Genomic DNA, 16,679 nt, shown 5'->3' with positions numbered 1-16,679 from the left:
AACGATGAATAAAAAAAACTTAAAGCTGATCTACAATAACAGCTTAGTTGGACCAGGCATTTTTTTCGCGCTACTATTTTGTCTTCCGCTTGTTGGATCTAATTATACACTCGCTATTTTTACGATGATTGGGTTTTATGCATTAGTATGTATAGGTTTAACGATGCTAACAGGTTACGCTGGACAAATTTCATTAGGGCATGCGGCTTTTTATGGAATTGGTGCCTACACATCTGCTTATATGACAGCAACAGTAGGTTTATCTCCCTGGTTAGCGATCGTAGTAGGTGCACTTATTTCTGCACTTGTTGCTTTATTAATCGGCATTCCTACATTTAAGTTAAAAGGCTATTATTTAGCGTTAGCAACACTAGGGTTTGGAATTATTGTTTACACCGCCTTTAAAGAATTATCATCCATTACAGGAGGCTCGAATGGCTTCTTCGGTATACCGAGTATCAGTTTATTCGGCTTTGAATTCATGACAGATCAAAGTTACTTCTATCTTATTTGGCTATTTGTTTTTATGGCTCTCATTTTCTCGCGCAATATTATTCACTCAAGAGTTGGACGTGGCTTACGTTCGATTGAGGGGAGTGAGATTGCAGCGGATGCCGTTGGTGTGAATTTAATGAAATATAAACTACAAATCTTTGTGATAAGTGCTATTTTCACATCCATTTCAGGTTCGCTCCTAGCACACTATGTCTCATTTATTAATCCAGATTTATTTACAGCTAATACGTCAATTTATTTATTAATCATGGTTATTATCGGTGGATCAACTAATATTTGGGGTGCCATTGTCGGTTCAGCTACTTATGTTTTATTAGGCGAACTGTTAAAACATTATGTACCAGTCATCTTACCTAACGTAGGAGGGGAGTTCGAAATCGTCTTCTTCGGATTATTGCTCGTGTTAACTTTAATTTATATGCCAAATGGATTAGTCCCTCAATTTATGAAAATTGCCGGAAAACTTCACAAGAAGGAACGCTCTACACCGATTGCGTTCTCCATCGATACACGTGCTACTGGAGGTAAAACAAATGACTAACAAAGAGCTGATCTTACGTGTAGAAAACTTAACGAAAGTGTTCGGAGGGGTAGTTGCTGTAGACAATGTATCCTTCACTATTAATAAAGGTGAAATATTCGCTGTTATTGGTCCTAACGGTGCAGGTAAAACAACACTTTTCAATATGATTACAGGCGTATTGCCAAGTTCATCAGGGAATGTCTATTTCCAAGGTAAACGCTTAACGCGAAAAAAGCCTTACCAAATTGCACAAGCAGGTATCACTAGAACATTTCAGAACTTAGAAGTATTCGATAATATGACAGTCATTGAGAATGTAATGACCGGTGCACATATTGCGATGAAAACAAATATTTTAACGGCTGGACTACGCTTACCGACTGTCGTTAAAGAAGAAGTTCGGATAATGGAAAGAGCGTTGCAATGTTTAAAGGATGTAGGAATTGCTGAGTTTGCCTATGAAATGTCCGATAAATTACCTTATGGCAGTCAGCGACTCCTTGAAATTGTACGTGCAGCTATTTCAAAACCGCAACTCATTTTATTAGATGAGCCAATGGCAGGTCTGAACGCTGAGGAATCAAGGCAATTAGTCGAAGTCATTTTAAAAATGCGCGCAGAAGGCATGACTTTTTTATTCGTCGAACATGATATGGAAACGGTTATGTCGATTTCAGATCGTTTAGTTGTTGTAGATAATGGGGTCAAGATTGGGGAAGGTACACCAGAAGAGATTTACAAAAATCCAAAGGTTGTGGCAGCGTATTTAGGCGATGATGAAGCGGAAGAAGGTGTGGCATATGCTTAAAATCGAAAATTTACATACCTATCATGGCCATTTACATGTGCTAGAAGGTATTGATTTCGAACTATTAGAAGGGGAGTTATTATCAATTGTCGGGTCAAATGGAGCCGGGAAAAGTACTCTCCTTGGTACATTAGCGGGTGTCTATTCACCGAGTGAAGGAAAAATTGAATTCAAAGGTTTAGATATTACGAAAGATGGTGTACAGAAGACAGTTGCTAACGGGATTTGTTTAGTGCCAGAGCGAAGACAAATTTTTTCTTCATTATCTGTCAAGGACAATCTGATGCTCGGTGCTTATCATCGCTATAGTAAAGACAAGAAAACGGTGCATCGAGACTACGAGGAAATTGTGGAATTATTTCCACGCTTAAAGCAAATGCTTAATCGCCCAGGTGGATTACTTTCAGGTGGAGAACAGCAAATGGTGGCTATAGGTCGAGGTTTAATGGCCAATCCGAAAGTTTTGATGCTGGATGAGCCATCATTAGGACTCGCTCCGCTAATTGTCAAAGACATTATGAATATATTACGTAGATTATGCGATGAACGAGGTGTCACGATCATTTTGGTCGAGCAGAACGTGAAAGCTGCATTGAAGGTGGCTGACCGTGCCTGCGTTTTAGCTCATGGTAAGATGGCCATTTCAGGTACAGCACAAGAGTTGTTGAATGACCCGAAAATCCAAGAAGCGTACTTCGGAAAACCGCAGTCAAAATCGAAAGATGGAATACAGGTATAAACTAGCTTCGTCAAAGATTCCTCCTAGTTGCATGAAGGGCTTCTTGTAACTAGTGAGGGATTTTCGCGTGTTAAAAAAGATGTGAGAAACCTAATTAAAGCTTAAAAGGTCTCTCACATCTTTTGTTATTGGATGAAATTTTCATTTTTACGATAAACCATTGCTTCCATTGTTGCACATAATTCATCGTTGGTCCAAACATTAATACGATACCAGGCTAAACGACGAGTTTTTTTAACTTCTTCAGCGATCGCTGTTAGTTGGTGTTCTGCCAAGCCTGCGCTCATGTAATGTATGGTATTCGTAACACCGACAGCTGTTGTACCGTAAGAATTACTAGCTGCTGCAAAAGCGTAGTCTGCTAAAGAAAAAATGATCCCTCCATGTACAGTCCCATGAGTGTTTAGCATGTGGAGTGTTGGAGAAAGTGTGACTTTTGCATACCCTGCTTTTAATTCTACTAACTCCATCCCTAAATAATTTGCGAATGGTTCCTGTTTTAACGTTTCAAAAATTTCGTCATAATGTTTTTCGTGTTGTTGAGCCTCGGTTAACGTCATCGTAAACTCCCCTTTGCATTTAGTTTGCCATTCGTCTGTTTGTAATTAACATCCATATCGTTGATACAAAATAAAAACGAATGAGAATAAAGTGAAATATAAAAATAATTTAACATCTATCATTTGGAAAGTAAATGTATTAACGTATTTTTGTAAAATTATTTTAAATTTTCGATTATTTTTTTAATTACGTTTGATTATCCTTGATTAATGGCGGATTTAAAAGGTTATCTAATAAATACCACTTTGTATTTCAACATACATTTCAACTAAGATAAATCATCTGAAATCGAATTAATTAATTACACAAAATAGAGAAAATAAAATATATTGACAATTCGGACAAATAAGTTTATCGTAAAATTAATTACGGAATACAAACTCTCGTAATTTATTTGTTACACAAAGATAAATATAGTTGTACCGAATTGGAATAGCATAAGGGGGGCTAGGAAAATGTATCATCTAGAAATAGAAACAGCTTCAAGGGGAGAAATGGAAAGGATTCAACTAGAGCGTTTAAAAGCAACGGTTGAAAATGTCTATAACAACACACCTTTCTACAAGGAACAGTTTGATCGGCTCGGGGTAAAGCCGGCTGATATTCAAAGTTTAGAAGATATTTGCAAATTGCCATTTACGAAAAAAATAAATTTACGTGAGCAATATCCATTTAAGCTTTTTGCAGTACCGATGGATGATGTAGTGCGCATTCATGGTTCTTCGGGAACTAGTGGAAAACCAACAATTGTCGGGTATACAAAAAATGATATCGATATGTGGTCGGGACTTTTAGCTCGCGCTATTGTTACCGCAGGGGGACGCAAATCAGATATTTTTCATAATGCATATGGATATGGTCTATTTACTGGTGGGATAGGTTTACACTACGGAGCTGAAACATTAGGAGCGGCCGTTGTACCAGTCTCAGGAGGAAATACAGAACGTCAAATTACATTAATTGAAGATTTTAAACCGCGAGGCATCGCAGGTACTCCTTCTTATATTCTGAACATCGCTGAAAAGATGGAGGAAATGGGCATTGATCCAGCGACGAACGGGATTGAATATGGAATTTTTGGTGCAGAGCCTTGGTCAGAGGAAATGCGTCGTGCGATAGAAGATAAATTAAAAATTCGTGCAATGGATATTTACGGTTTAAGTGAAGTGATGGGTCCAGGTGTTTCAGTTGAATGCTATGAAGCACAAGATGGTTTACATATTGCAGAAGACCATTTCTTCGTAGAAATTATCGATCCAGATACATTAGAACCTGTAGCTGATGGTGAAGATGGTGAATTGGTTATTACTAGTTTAACAAAGGAAGCGCTACCAATTATTCGTTATCGTACAGGTGATATTACATCGATTACACGTGAAAAATGTAAATGTGGACGTACAACAATGCGGATGGCGCGCGTGAAGGGACGAACAGATGACATGTTAATTATTCGTGGCGTTAATGTCTTCCCGTCTGAAATCGAACGTGAGTTGTTACAAATTGAAGGTTTGGCACCACATTATCAAATCCATTTGTTGAAAAAGGGCAATATGGATGCGATCGAACTCCATGTTGAGTTAACGCCAAAACTATGTGAAAAAGTAAAAGGTGATCTAAATCATCCGCTGATTCAATTACTGACAAAGGAAATCAAGCACGATTTAAAAAATGCCTGCTTAATTTCTGTTAGTCTGGTCATTGAAAATATTGGTACAATTCCACGCTCTGAAGGAAAAGCAATTCGTGTCATTGATAGAAGAAAGGAACAGAAGGAGGTTCTTCAATGATTGATACTGAGCAAATAAAAGATGTGACCATTATAGGTGGGGGTCCTGTTGGTATGTTTGCTGCCTTCTATGGTGGTATGCGAGGCATGAGCGTCAAAATTATCGAAAGCCTTCCTCAGCTGGGCGGCCAACTAGCTGCGCTTTATCCGGAAAAATATATTTATGATATTGCAGGTTTTCCGAAAATTCGGGCGCAAGATCTTATCTATAATTTACGACAGCAAATGAATACTTTCCCAGTAGATGTTTGTACGAATGAATCTGTACAAACAATCGAAAAAGACGAAAACGGTATTTTCAAACTTGTCACGACTACGGGTACTCATTATTCACGTACAATACTAATCACTGCCGGAAACGGTGCGTTTAAAGTTCGTACGCTAGAGTTTGATGGGGAAGACAAGTATGCACAACATAATTTACACTACTTCATTAATGACCTCAATGCTTTTAAAGATCGTAACGTGATGGTTTTTGGTGGCGGTGATTCAGCGGTTGATTGGGCAATGATGCTAGAACCAATTGCTAAAAAGGTCTCTATAGTCCACAGACGTGATAAATTTCGTGCACATGAACATAGTGTAGAAAACTTAATGCAATCTTCTGTTGAGGTGATTACACCTTATGTACCCGAAGAATTGATAGGGGAAGAGCACATTACACATGTTAAATTAAAGCATGCAAAAGACGAAACACAACAGCCCATCTATGGAGTCGATGATATAATCGTGAACTTTGGTTTTGTCTCCTCTTTAGGTGCTATTAAAGACTGGGGCTTAGAAATTAGTAAAAACTCTATCGTCGTTAATTCTCGAATGGAAACGAACATTCCGGGTATTTATGCGGCAGGTGATATTTGCACATATGATGGGAAAGTAAAATTAATTGTCAGTGGTTTCGGAGAGGCGCCTACTGCAATTAGTAATGCGAAAGTATATATTGACCCAACATCGAAAGTGCAGCCGTTGCATAGTACGAGTGTAATGGAAGAAAAAAAGAAACAGCTTTCCTAATGCTGTAGGTTTGTGAAAGGAGTGAGTATATGGCGAAATTCACTAGAGTAGATCAAGATACATGTATTGCTTGTGGTGCATGTGGCGCATCGGCACCGGATATTTTTGATTATAATGACGAAGGAATTGCATTTGTTATTTTAGACAATAACCAAGGTTGCCAAGAAGTTCCGATAGATTTATATGATGATTTAGAGGATGCAATGGAAGGCTGTCCAACAGAATCCATTAAAGTAGCAAATAATAATAAGGTCTTGTTAGAAGTGTGATTTTTTTTGCACTCCAACATAACATAATAGTAACGATTATCAGAAATCGGTTATATAAGGAGGCTTTTACTATGAGTGTCGTTACACAATTATCTGAACAAGAATTACAGGAGCAATTTGAGGCACGTATTGCTGCTGGAGAGAAGATTGAAGTAGATGATTGGATGCCGGAAGAATACCGCTTAGCGCTAATCAAATTAATTTCAATGCATGGTATTAGTGAAATTATGGGCGCTCTACCTGAAAAAGAATGGGTTCCGAAAGCACCGACTTTATATCGTAAGTTAGGAATTATGGCAAAGGTTCAAGATGAGATGGGACATGGTCAATTATTATTACGCGTAGCAGAAGATTTACTTAAGCCATATGGTAAAAATCGCGGCGATTTAATGATTGATTTATTCGAAGGACGCCTTAAATTCCACAACGTATTCCATATGGAAGCAAAATCATGGGGGGATGCGGGGTTAATCGGCTGGCTTGTTGACGGCGCTGCCATTATTTCACAAACAAACATGTTAGGTTCTTCATACGGACCTTATGCGCGTGCCTTACAACGTATTTGTGCGGAAGAAGTATTCCATGCACAACACGGTGAAGCCATTATTATGGCATTAGCAGAAGGCACAACGGAACAACGTGCACTTGTACAAGATGCGTTAAATCGTTGGTGGGAATCATTGTTATTTTTCTTTGGCCCAGCATCAAAAGATACAACAGGTACTAGTAAACAAGATCTAACGATTAAATATAAAATTCGTGTCTTAACGAATGAGGAGTTAAGACAAAATTTCTTAACAAAATATATTCCTCGTATTCAATCGATCGGTTTAACTGTGCCAGACTCAACTTTGCACTTTGATGAAGCAAAAAATAAATGGATTTACCAAGAGCCAAACTGGGAATATTTCAAAAAAATCCAGCGCAACGAAGGTCCGTGCTCACAAGAACGCTTAGCACTTCGTCGTTCATCTTACGAAAATAACGCTTGGGTACGGGAAGCATTAACTGCTCTAGTAAATTAACTAGTAGAGAGAGGAGGTTCATCATGAAAAAGCAATCTTTCTATCAAGAATTTGAAGTATTTAGTAAACGAACACCAACATCAAATTTTCAACATCAGTTTAGTCTTTTAGCGCCGAATGGAGAAATGGCGCTAATTATGGCACAGGAAAACTTTATGCGTCGGGAGCCAGTAGTGGACATTTGGGTCGTCAATCGCAAACATTTACACGGTCTAACTCAAGACAATAAACAAGCGCTGCAACGCCTAGACAATAAAGATTACCGGACAACAAAGGGCTATGGCTATTTAAAGAAAAAATGGCGTCACTATGAACAAGTCATGCTGGATGAAAAAGAAATCCTATCTTGGGCAGGAGGGGGGAAGGAAAATGAATAACGAAGTAACGCCTGAATATAAAAAAGCCGTCATTACGCTACTTTATCAATTAGCGGACGATGATTATTTATTTTCTTATCGTGGCTCCGAGTGGCTTGGATTAGCGCCGCATATTGAGGAAGACGTAGCGTTTTCATCCATTACACAAGATACGATGGGGCATGCGAAATTATTTTACTCACTTCTAGAAGAACTTGGTGAAGGTACTTCAGACTCGTTAGCACAGCTTCGACCTAAAGAGGAGCGTTGTAATAGTTTACTTGTAGAACGCCCGAATGGAGAAGGTTACTACAAGGAAGCACCGAATTACGACTGGGGATACGCCATCGCACGCAATTTTGTCTATACCACGGCGAAAAAAGCGAAAATGGATGCACTAAAGGCGAGTAGTTATGCACCTATCCGAGAAGTGGCTGTGAAAATTAGTACGGAGCTTTATTATCATCAGATGCATTGGACAACATGGTTTACTCAATTATGTACAGCAACAGAGGAATCACGTTCACGCATGATGACAGCATTACAGGAAGTGATAAAGGATGCTGGTGATTTATTGTCTTTTGGCAAGTCCGCTACGCATCTAGCAACATGTGAATTAATCGAGTCAGAAGCGGCCATAAAAGAACGTTGGTTGGCTATTGTAACACCAACTTTTGAAGCGGTAGAAATCACAATACCTGGACTACCTGCACCGAAGATCAATGGTCGCAACGGGCAACATACAGACGATTTAACATCGGCAATCGAAACGATGTCAGAGGTGTATCGTTCTGATTTAGCGGCAAGCTGGTAAGGAGGGTAACGATGCCAACTACTGATCTGCACGAAGCGCACATCTATGAGGTGCTCGATACAGTGAAGGACCCAGAAATTGATACGGTGAGTATTATTGACCTTGGCATGGTTGAACGTGTGCAAGTGAATGATGGCCATATCCGTATTGAAGTGCTACCAACATTTTCGGGATGTCCTGCACTGACAATCATTCAACAAAATATAAAAAAAGCAGTCGAACAACTAGAAGACGTTCGTGAAGTAAGTGTCGTGTTTATAAATAATCCTACCTGGACTTCGGATCGTGTAACAGCGAAGGGGCGAGAAGGACTAAAGCAATTCGGTATTGCTCCTCCACCTCGTTTTTTACAAGAAGATGGCTCTTGGCATGTAGATTGCCCGTACTGTGGCTCTACGTATGTAACACTTGAAAATATTTTTGGTCCAACAGCGTGCCGCAGTATTTTATATTGCAAAAGCTGTAAAAATCCATTTGAGGCAATGAAATTAATTTCTACTTCGATGTAGACAAAGGAGCGTATTTTACTATGGCAAAATTAATCGCGTTATATAAACACCCAGTTGATAAGGTAGCATTTGATGAGCATTACGAAAAGGTTCATACTCCGATTACTGCGAAAATCCCAGGCTTACGTGAAATGAAAGTGACAAAATTTAATTCAACGCCGATGGGCACAGAAACGCCATACTACTTAATGTGTGAAATGACCTATGATAGCACAGAAGATTTAAAGCTTGGGCTACGTTCACCAGAAGGGAAAGCATCTGGTAAAGATTTAATGAGCTTTGCAAGCGATATCGTCACATTAATAATCGGTGAAGATGCGTAATGACAGCATTCACATTTATTGAAATAACAATGGACAGTGGGATCGGGTATATCTACTTAAACCGCCCTCGCCAATACAATTCATTAAATCGTGCAATGGTACATGAAATTGTGCAGGCAATGGAAATGTTTGATCGTGATGAGCACGTACAGGTCATCGTTTTAGCTGGAAATGGAAAAGCGTTCTCATCCGGTGCAGATATTGATGAGATGGCGGCAGACAATACGATTCGTTTAGAGTTATTAAATCAATTCGCCGATTGGGATCGTATTGGGCAAATTAAAAAGCCTATTATCGGTAGTGTTAAAGGGTTTGTTTTCGGAGGTGGCTTTGAATTAGCCCTGTGCTGCGATGTATTAATTGCCGCAGAGGGTACAGAATTTAGTTTCCCTGAAATAAACCTTGGTGTAATGCCTGGCGCGGGTGGTACACAGCGCTTAACAAAATTAGTAGGGCGAACAAAAGCATTAGAGTGGATTTGGAGCGCGGCGCGGATTACTGCCGATGAAGCGCTCGCATATGGGGTCATCAATAAAATTGTACAGCCAGAAATTTTAATAGAGGAAACACATAAAACAGCGTTGATGCTCGCGCAAAAACCTGCCCTAGCTTTACGACTCATAAAGGAAGCAGTCAACAAAGCTGTAGACTACTCGCTCTATGAAGGTATGCAGTTTGAGCGTAAAAATTTCTATGTATTATTCTCTTCAGAAGATCAAAAAGAAGGCATGCAAGCATTCGTTGAAAAACGTCAAGCGAACTTTAAGGGGAGATAATTATGTTTGAAACGATTCTATACGAACTAAAAGAATCTGTAGCTTATATTTCATTAAATCGTCCTGACACATTAAATGCGTTCACGGCACAGATGAATCACGAAATTCGTACGGCTGTCAAACAAGCATCTACAGATGATTCGGTACGTTGTATTGTACTGCGTGGTGAAGGGCGCGCATTTTGTTCAGGTCAAGATCTTTCGGTTATTGATGAAGGTACTAAACTTGGTGATATTTTAACAGATTACTATGGTCCAATGGTACAACAACTACATAGCTGTGAAAAACCGATAATCGCAGCTGTGAGTGGTGCAGCGGCGGGGGCTGGTTTTAGTTTAGCCCTTGCTGCCGACTTTCGCGTGATGGCAGAAAAGTCCTTCTTTATGAATGCTTTCATCCATGTAGGGCTAATTCCTGATTCAGGGAATTTATACTATTTAAAACGATTAGTAGGCGACGCGAAAGCTCTTGAAATTTCTATAATCGGTCAACGCATTAAACCAGATGAAGCCAAACAATTAGGGTTAGCAACAGCTGTTTATAGCAATGAAACATTTGAAGAGGATGTGCATACATTCGCTCAACAGATTGTCCAGTTACCGACAAAAGCAATAGGTCTTATTAAACGTAATATCAAGGCGGCAGAACATTTAAAGTTCGAAGACTTCCTTGCTTACGAAGCACAAAGTCAAAGTATTGCTGGAGCGACAGACGATCACCAAGAAGGTATGAAAGCATTTGCAGAAAAAAGACAACCTCAATTTAGCGGACAATAAAAAAGGAGTGAATGACAATGGCACAACAAGTACAAGAGCAAGTTTCAGTGAAACGTGATTTTTATCATTTAATTATTAATGGTGAAAAAGTGGAGAGCAGTAAAGGTGAGACATTCCAAACGATTAATCCTGCGACAGGAGAAGTCGTAGCGACTATCGCTAAAGCCTCGCAGGAAGATGCGGAACGTGCAGTACAAGCAGCTCGTGAAGCATTTGATCACGGGAAGTGGAAACAATATCCAATTAATCGTCGTGCACAAGTGCTTCATAAAATTGCTGCTATCATGCGTGCTCGTTTTAATGAAATCGTCGAGCTAGAAATGCTTGATACAGGAAAATCACTTGGCACAGCGCAGGGTCAAGTAAACCAAGCAATAGAAGATTTCGAATTTTATGCAGGCGCGATTGTTGGTCATCGCGGAGCAGTAAATAATATGCCGGGTCAATTCCATAACTACACGGAAAAAGAGCCTGTTGGCGTATGTGCACAAATTGTTCCTTGGAATTACCCACTTATGATGGCTGCTTGGAAGATTGCTCCAGCCATAGCCGTTGGTTGCTCCGTTATTGTGAAACCAGCATCTTTAACGCCTTTGACAGCAATCGTGTTAGGGGAGATTTGCTTAGAAGCAGGTGTACCAGCAGGGGTTGTCAACATCGTTCCTGGTTCAGGGAAAGATGTAGGGAATTACTTAGTAGAACATCAGCAAGTCGATAAAGTAGCCTTTACAGGTTCAACACCAGTCGGCAAAGGCATTATGGAAAAAGCTTCACAAACATTAAAACGCGTTACATTAGAGCTAGGTGGAAAATCTCCAAATCTAGTATTCGAAGATGCAGATATCGATGCGGCGGTAGATGGCTCACTATACGGCATTTTCTATAACTCAGGCCAATCTTGTGAAGCGCGTTCACGCTTATATGTACACAAAGACATTTACGATGAGTTTTTAGAGAAATTTGTCGCGAAAACAAAAGCGATTAAACTAGGTGATCCATTCGATAAAGGGACTCATATGGGAGCAATTATCGACCAAGACCAATTAAATACGATCGATGGCTATGTAAAATCTGCCATTGAAGAAGGCGCAACGATTTTAACAGGTGGCAAAGTGGCAGCTGTAGAGGGCTTTGAAAATGGTTTCTGGTATGAGCCAACTATAATTGCTGATGTCAATCAATCCATGAAAGTCGTTTGTGAAGAAATATTTGGTCCAGTAGTGGTTGTCATGCCATTTAGCGATGAAAAAGAAGCTATTAGACTAGCGAACGATTCAGAGTTTGGTTTAGGCTCAGCGGTTTGGTCAAAAGACGGTGCACGTGCTACGCGTGTAGCCAATCAAATCCAAGCAGGAATCGTGATGGTCAATTGTCCATTCTCTGCAATGCCGGGTACTCCTTTTGGCGGGTATAAGCAATCTGGTTTCGGACGTGAACTATGTATCGAAACATTAGACTTATATACAGAGACAAAAAGTATCATTTCATATTATGGAAGCCGCCCACTAAATCCACTAGGCGTCTAACTAAGACAAAAACCATATGCGATGAGATATCTCCACTCTTCGTATATGGTTTTCACAATAAGGAGGCAGTTTGAATGAAAAAAGTTATTGTCATCGGATCAGGGGTTATGGGACGTGGAATTGCCTACGTAAGTGCAGTTAGTGGCTTCGAAACAGCTATTATAGACATTAACGAACAGGCGTTACAAAATGCTCAAAATGAAATTATCTCCATATTCGAAAAATCCGTTGTACGCGGAAAATTAACAGCGCAACAAGTACAAGAAGCGATGTTACGTCTGACTTATGTAACTGATTTAGCGACTGTTGCAAATGAAGCAGACTTAATTATTGAAGCTGTACCCGAAAAAAGCGACATTAAACGAGCCGTCTTTGAGCAGATGGAACAGTTTGCATCCCCTCATTGTTTATTTGCAACAAATACGTCTACAATGAGCCCAACAGAAATTGCTTCCTATGCAAAGCGACCTGAACAAACAATTGCGATGCACTTCTTTAATCCTGTCCATAAAATGGAACTCGTTGAGGTGATTAGAGGTTTGGAAACAAGTGATGAGACGGTCCAAACTATTTGTGAAATTGCGAAACAAATGGGCAAACAAACTGTCGTCATTAATGAGTTTCCGGGTTTTGTTACAAGTCGTATTAGTGCGCTTGTTGGTAATGAAGCCTTTTACATGTTACAAGAAGGCTTAGGAAGTCCGGAAGACATCGATAAAGCGATTAAGCTCGGCTTGAATTATCCTATGGGGCCATTCGAATTGGTCGATTTAGTCGGCCTTGATGCACGTCTAAATAATTTACGCTATTTACATGAAAAGCTCGGTGAAAAATACCGCCCAGCACCACTGCTCGAACAATATGTACAAGCTGGACGTTTAGGGAGAAAGAGTGGGAAAGGTGTCTATGACTATAGCGAGCAAAAAGAGGTGGTAAAAAAATGACGGAAGTCGTTATTGTAGATGCTGTACGTACACCGATTGGACGTTATAAAGGTGCATTAAAAACCGTTCGGCCGGATGATTTAGCTGCTATTGTCATCAAGGCACTTATAGAACGAAACCCAAAAGTGTCAGCTGAACAAATTGAGGATGTTATTTTCGGAAATGCCAACCAAGCAGGAGAAGATAATCGAAATGTCGCGCGGATGGCTGCATTACTTGCTGAACTACCAATTGAAGTTGGAGGAACAACCATTAACCGACTTTGTGGTTCGGGAATGGATGCAATACATTTCGCAGCACGTGCTATTAAAAGTGGTGAAGGGGATATTTTTATCGCAGGTGGTACGGAAAGTATGACGCGTGCGCCATTTGTAATGGGTAAACCGGAAGTTGATTATCCAAGAGGCGATCAAAAGATGTTTGATACGACGATTGGCTGGCGCTTTACGAATCCGAAGTTGCAAAATATGTATGGCGCAGATACAATGCCACAAACTGCTGAAAACGTAGCCCAGCGCTTTCACATTAGCCGTGAGGAACAAGATGCATTTGCATTTGAAAGCCAACAACGTGCGAAAAAAGCGATGACCACAAATCGATTCGCAGAAGAAATCGTGCCCGTCTATTTGAAAGATAAAAAAGGAAATGACATCATCGTAGATACAGATGAACATCCACGCCCGGATACATCATTAGAAGCACTTGCTAAACTACGACCTATTTTTGAAAATGGGACTGTTACAGCCGGTAATGCTTCTGGCGTGAATGATGGTGCCTCAGCATTATTACTAATGAGTGCAGAAAAAGCAAAAGAGTTAGGTATAACACCATTAGCACGATATGTAACAGGTGCTGTTGCAGGATTAGAGCCTGCTGTTATGGGGTTAGGTCCGATCCATTCTTCAAGAAAAGCATTACAACGCGCTGGCCTAACAACAAATGACATCGGTTTATATGAAATCAATGAAGCATTTGCGTCCCAAGCATTAGAATCGATCAAGCAACTTGAACTAAATCCAGCGCAAGTGAATGTCAATGGAGGCGCGATCGCATTTGGTCATCCACTTGGAGCAAGCGGTGCCCGAATAGTGACAACATTAATTTACGAGATGAAAAAACAAAACGTACAATACGGTCTTGCCTCCATGTGTATCGGAGTTGGGCAGGGAATTGCAACGATTATTGAAAATATTGAATGATCATTAATAAGAACAAAGTATGACTCTCAGAAAACATTTGTTGCAGCCGCTTAGTTTTAATATATTAAAGTGACATGCCAGAAGATACATGCTAGGTGATATGGGTGATTGGAGTGGAGGCTGGGCGACTCCTTGGGGATCAGCGTCACAGATGAGACCCTGGAGCGAAGCGAAGCGGCTCATCGGACGCCCCCAGGAAAGCGCCCAGCCGGAACGGAAATCACCGCCTCGCTTTGCCAATGCGAAAGCAAAGCGGTCGCAACAACAGAATTACAATCGTTTCACTGTTTAATAGGACAGCTTAATTTTATTGACATAATAGTTTTTTCAACAATATGAAACGGCGCAATCGATGTGCCGTTTTTTTAAATAGACAAATGAAAAAGGAGAGTTTGCAAATGAAAAGTATTTCATTTAGAATAGAAAATTATATTGCTTATGTAACAATAAATCGTCCAGAGGTGTTAAATTGTTTCAACTATGATGCGTTGTCGCAACTCCAACAAATAGTGGACGAATTACATATAGCTGAGAATGTCCGCGTCGTAATTTTTACAGGTGCGGGTGATAAGGCATTTAGTGCAGGGGCAGATTTAAAAGAACGAAAAACATTAACAATACAAGAAGTACATCGGAACGTACGAGCAATTCGAGACGTGTTTAATAGTATAGCGAATTTACCACAACCAACTATAGCGGCAGTCAATGGACATGCACTAGGTGGGGGATTTGAATGGTTATTAGCATGTGATTTTGCGATTGCAGTAAACGAAGCACTACTCGGACTAACTGAAACAAGTTGGGCAATAATTCCTGGGGCAGGTGGTACGCAACGACTACCACGCTTAATCGGTGAAATGAAGGCAAAAGAAATGATACTAACAGCAGCGAAAATTACAGCTTCTGAGGCAACATCACTAGGCATCGTGTTAAAAACAGTGCCCCGTGAATCGTTGCTAATGGAATGTGAATCACTCGCAATGCGGATGATGCAAAATGGTCCTGTAGCTGTTCGTCAAGCCAAATATGCCATTTCACAAGGGATGAATACCGATATTCAAACGGGTCTTGCCATCGAATCGAAGGCATACGAGCTAGTCATTCCGACAGAGGATCGTCTTGAAGCATTACAGGCATTTAGTGAGAAACGCCAACCTGCATTTCAAGGAAAATGAGTAAGAAAGTAGAGGGATAGAATGGGCGCAAATACACAGTCGATGATTTTTACGCTCTATGGCGATTATATCATGCATTACGGTTCAAAAATCTGGATTGGTAGTTTGATTCGTTTGTTAAAAGAATTTGGTCACACAGAGCAAAATGTACGCGTTTCTGTATCTAGAATGGTCAAACAAGGATGGCTGCAATCAGAAAAACGAGGGAATCGTAGTTATTATTTTTTAACAAAACGCGGTGAAAAGCGGATGCAAGAAGCGGCAAATCGTATTTTTAAATTGAAACCGACGAAGTGGGATGGAAAATGGCGACTTTTGATGTACTCTATTCCAGAGGATAAGCGTCAAATACGGGATGAATTACGGAAAGAGCTATTATGGAGTGGATTTGGCTCCTTTTCGAATGGCTGTTGGATCTCTCCGAATAATTTAGAAGAAGAGGTTAAACTACTTATTCAAAAATATGATGTTGCTAATTATGTAGACTTTTTTACAGCTGAATATATAGGCCCTCATGATCATGAAACGCTTATTGAAAAAAGCTGGTCGTTGGCTGAGATTGAAGCACGTTATGAGAAGTTTATGGATCAATATAGTAAGCAGTACATTATCCATCAAAGTGCAATCTCACGAAAAGAAATGTCGGATGCGGAGTGTTTTGTAGAGCGTACAAATCTCGTTCATGAATATCGTAAATTCTTATTTATCGATCCAGGACTGCCGCAAGAATTATTACCGCCTATGTGGAGTGGAAATCATGCTGCGCTCTTATTCCAAGAATATTATAATTTACTAGAAGGTCCATCATGCCGTTTCTTTGAAGAAATATTCCATGCAGATAATTAAAAAGCGAAAAAGAGCTTGTCCATATTTTTTTATGGATAAGCTTTTTTGGTATTGAAAAACTATGGAATCAGTAAAATTGAGGTGTCGTATTAAAGTATGGTTCTTCGGTAACGCGAGGGGGTGATTTCCGTTGCGGCTGGGCTTCGCTGCGGGGGCTCGGGGCAACAGATGTTTTTTGTGCGAAAGCGAAGCGA

Annotated in this window: 19 protein-coding genes; 18 read left to right on the top strand and 1 reads right to left on the bottom strand. The window is 40.1% G+C overall.

What is annotated here, in order from left to right:
• The first annotated feature begins 4 nt into the window (after positions 1–4).
• From ACB089_RS13520 to ACB089_RS13510, 3 genes are read left to right on the top strand one after another with little or no spacing between them, the layout of a single operon-like run.
• Positions 5–1,057, top strand: a complete 1,053-nt coding sequence (locus ACB089_RS13520; protein WP_374966870.1) for a branched-chain amino acid ABC transporter permease — start codon at positions 5–7, stop codon at positions 1,055–1,057.
• Positions 1,050–1,847 (top strand): ABC transporter ATP-binding protein, encoded by a 798-nt coding sequence (locus tag ACB089_RS13515; protein WP_374966869.1) that lies wholly within the window; start codon positions 1,050–1,052, stop codon positions 1,845–1,847. Before ACB089_RS13520 ends, ACB089_RS13515 begins: the two co-directional genes overlap by 8 nt.
• Positions 1,840–2,586 (top strand): ABC transporter ATP-binding protein, encoded by a 747-nt coding sequence (locus ACB089_RS13510; protein ID WP_374966868.1) that lies wholly within the window; start codon positions 1,840–1,842, stop codon positions 2,584–2,586. The genes ACB089_RS13515 and ACB089_RS13510 overlap by 8 nt, the downstream gene beginning before the upstream one ends.
• A 125-nt stretch (positions 2,587–2,711) precedes the next feature.
• Here the strand turns inward: ACB089_RS13510 and ACB089_RS13505 are convergent, their stop codons facing one another.
• On the bottom strand, positions 2,712–3,146 hold the full coding sequence (locus ACB089_RS13505; RefSeq protein ID WP_374966867.1) for a PaaI family thioesterase: 435 nt from the start codon (positions 3,144–3,146) through the stop codon (positions 2,712–2,714).
• Positions 3,147–3,602: 456 nt separating this feature from the next.
• Between ACB089_RS13505 and ACB089_RS13500 the strand changes: the two genes are divergently transcribed.
• From ACB089_RS13500 to paaX, 15 genes are all read left to right on the top strand, one after another.
• Complete coding sequence (locus ACB089_RS13500; protein WP_374966866.1) at positions 3,603–4,934, top strand: phenylacetate--CoA ligase family protein; 1,332 nt, start codon at positions 3,603–3,605, stop codon at positions 4,932–4,934.
• Positions 4,931–5,947 (top strand): NAD(P)/FAD-dependent oxidoreductase, encoded by a 1,017-nt coding sequence (locus ACB089_RS13495; protein WP_374966865.1) that lies wholly within the window; start codon positions 4,931–4,933, stop codon positions 5,945–5,947. Before ACB089_RS13500 ends, ACB089_RS13495 begins: the two co-directional genes overlap by 4 nt.
• A 29-nt stretch (positions 5,948–5,976) precedes the next feature.
• Positions 5,977–6,216, top strand: coding sequence for a ferredoxin (locus ACB089_RS13490; protein WP_068985445.1), 240 nt, complete (start codon positions 5,977–5,979; stop codon positions 6,214–6,216).
• 71 nt (positions 6,217–6,287) lie between these two features.
• The gene (paaA, locus tag ACB089_RS13485; protein WP_374966864.1) at positions 6,288–7,241 is read left to right on the top strand and encodes a 1,2-phenylacetyl-CoA epoxidase subunit PaaA; all 954 of its coding nucleotides are present in this window, start codon (positions 6,288–6,290) and stop codon (positions 7,239–7,241) included.
• 23 nt (positions 7,242–7,264) lie between these two features.
• Complete coding sequence (paaB, locus tag ACB089_RS13480; RefSeq protein ID WP_374966863.1) at positions 7,265–7,618, top strand: 1,2-phenylacetyl-CoA epoxidase subunit PaaB; 354 nt, start codon at positions 7,265–7,267, stop codon at positions 7,616–7,618.
• On the top strand, positions 7,611–8,411 hold the full coding sequence (gene paaC / locus ACB089_RS13475; RefSeq protein ID WP_374966862.1) for a 1,2-phenylacetyl-CoA epoxidase subunit PaaC: 801 nt from the start codon (positions 7,611–7,613) through the stop codon (positions 8,409–8,411). The genes paaB and paaC overlap by 8 nt, the downstream gene beginning before the upstream one ends.
• Positions 8,412–8,422: 11 nt before the next feature.
• Entirely contained in the window at positions 8,423–8,920 is a 498-nt protein-coding gene (gene paaD / locus ACB089_RS13470; protein WP_374966861.1) for a 1,2-phenylacetyl-CoA epoxidase subunit PaaD, read from the top strand.
• 20 nt (positions 8,921–8,940) lie between these two features.
• Entirely contained in the window at positions 8,941–9,243 is a 303-nt protein-coding gene (locus ACB089_RS13465; protein WP_374966860.1) for an EthD family reductase, read from the top strand.
• Complete coding sequence (locus ACB089_RS13460) at positions 9,243–10,019, top strand: enoyl-CoA hydratase/isomerase family protein (RefSeq protein ID WP_374966859.1); 777 nt, start codon at positions 9,243–9,245, stop codon at positions 10,017–10,019. Before ACB089_RS13465 ends, ACB089_RS13460 begins: the two co-directional genes overlap by 1 nt.
• A gap of 2 nt (positions 10,020–10,021) precedes the next feature.
• Positions 10,022–10,795, top strand: coding sequence for an enoyl-CoA hydratase-related protein (locus tag ACB089_RS13455; RefSeq protein WP_374966858.1), 774 nt, complete (start codon positions 10,022–10,024; stop codon positions 10,793–10,795).
• Positions 10,796–10,812: 17 nt separating this feature from the next.
• Positions 10,813–12,321 carry an aldehyde dehydrogenase family protein gene (locus ACB089_RS13450; protein WP_374966857.1) on the top strand — a complete coding sequence of 503 codons (1,509 nt, stop codon included), beginning with the start codon at positions 10,813–10,815 and terminating at the stop codon, positions 12,319–12,321.
• Positions 12,322–12,395: 74 nt separating this feature from the next.
• Positions 12,396–13,265, top strand: coding sequence for a 3-hydroxyacyl-CoA dehydrogenase (locus ACB089_RS13445; RefSeq protein WP_374966856.1), 870 nt, complete (start codon positions 12,396–12,398; stop codon positions 13,263–13,265).
• Positions 13,262–14,464 (top strand): acetyl-CoA C-acyltransferase, encoded by a 1,203-nt coding sequence (locus tag ACB089_RS13440; protein ID WP_374966855.1) that lies wholly within the window; start codon positions 13,262–13,264, stop codon positions 14,462–14,464. Before ACB089_RS13445 ends, ACB089_RS13440 begins: the two co-directional genes overlap by 4 nt.
• Positions 14,465–14,862: 398 nt before the next feature.
• Positions 14,863–15,639, top strand: coding sequence for an enoyl-CoA hydratase-related protein (locus ACB089_RS13435; protein ID WP_374966854.1), 777 nt, complete (start codon positions 14,863–14,865; stop codon positions 15,637–15,639).
• A 21-nt stretch (positions 15,640–15,660) separates the two neighbouring features.
• Complete coding sequence (gene paaX, locus ACB089_RS13430; RefSeq protein WP_374966853.1) at positions 15,661–16,485, top strand: phenylacetic acid degradation operon negative regulatory protein PaaX; 825 nt, start codon at positions 15,661–15,663, stop codon at positions 16,483–16,485.
• The last annotated feature ends 194 nt before the right edge of the window (positions 16,486–16,679 follow it).

It is taken from the genome of Lysinibacillus sp. RS10 (genome assembly GCF_041956855.1).
Classification (GTDB): Bacteria; Bacillota; Bacilli; order Bacillales_A; family Planococcaceae; genus Lysinibacillus; species Lysinibacillus xylanilyticus_A.
The sequence above is the reverse complement of the archived record's forward strand: the minus strand, read 5'-3'. Positions and strand labels throughout refer to the sequence as shown.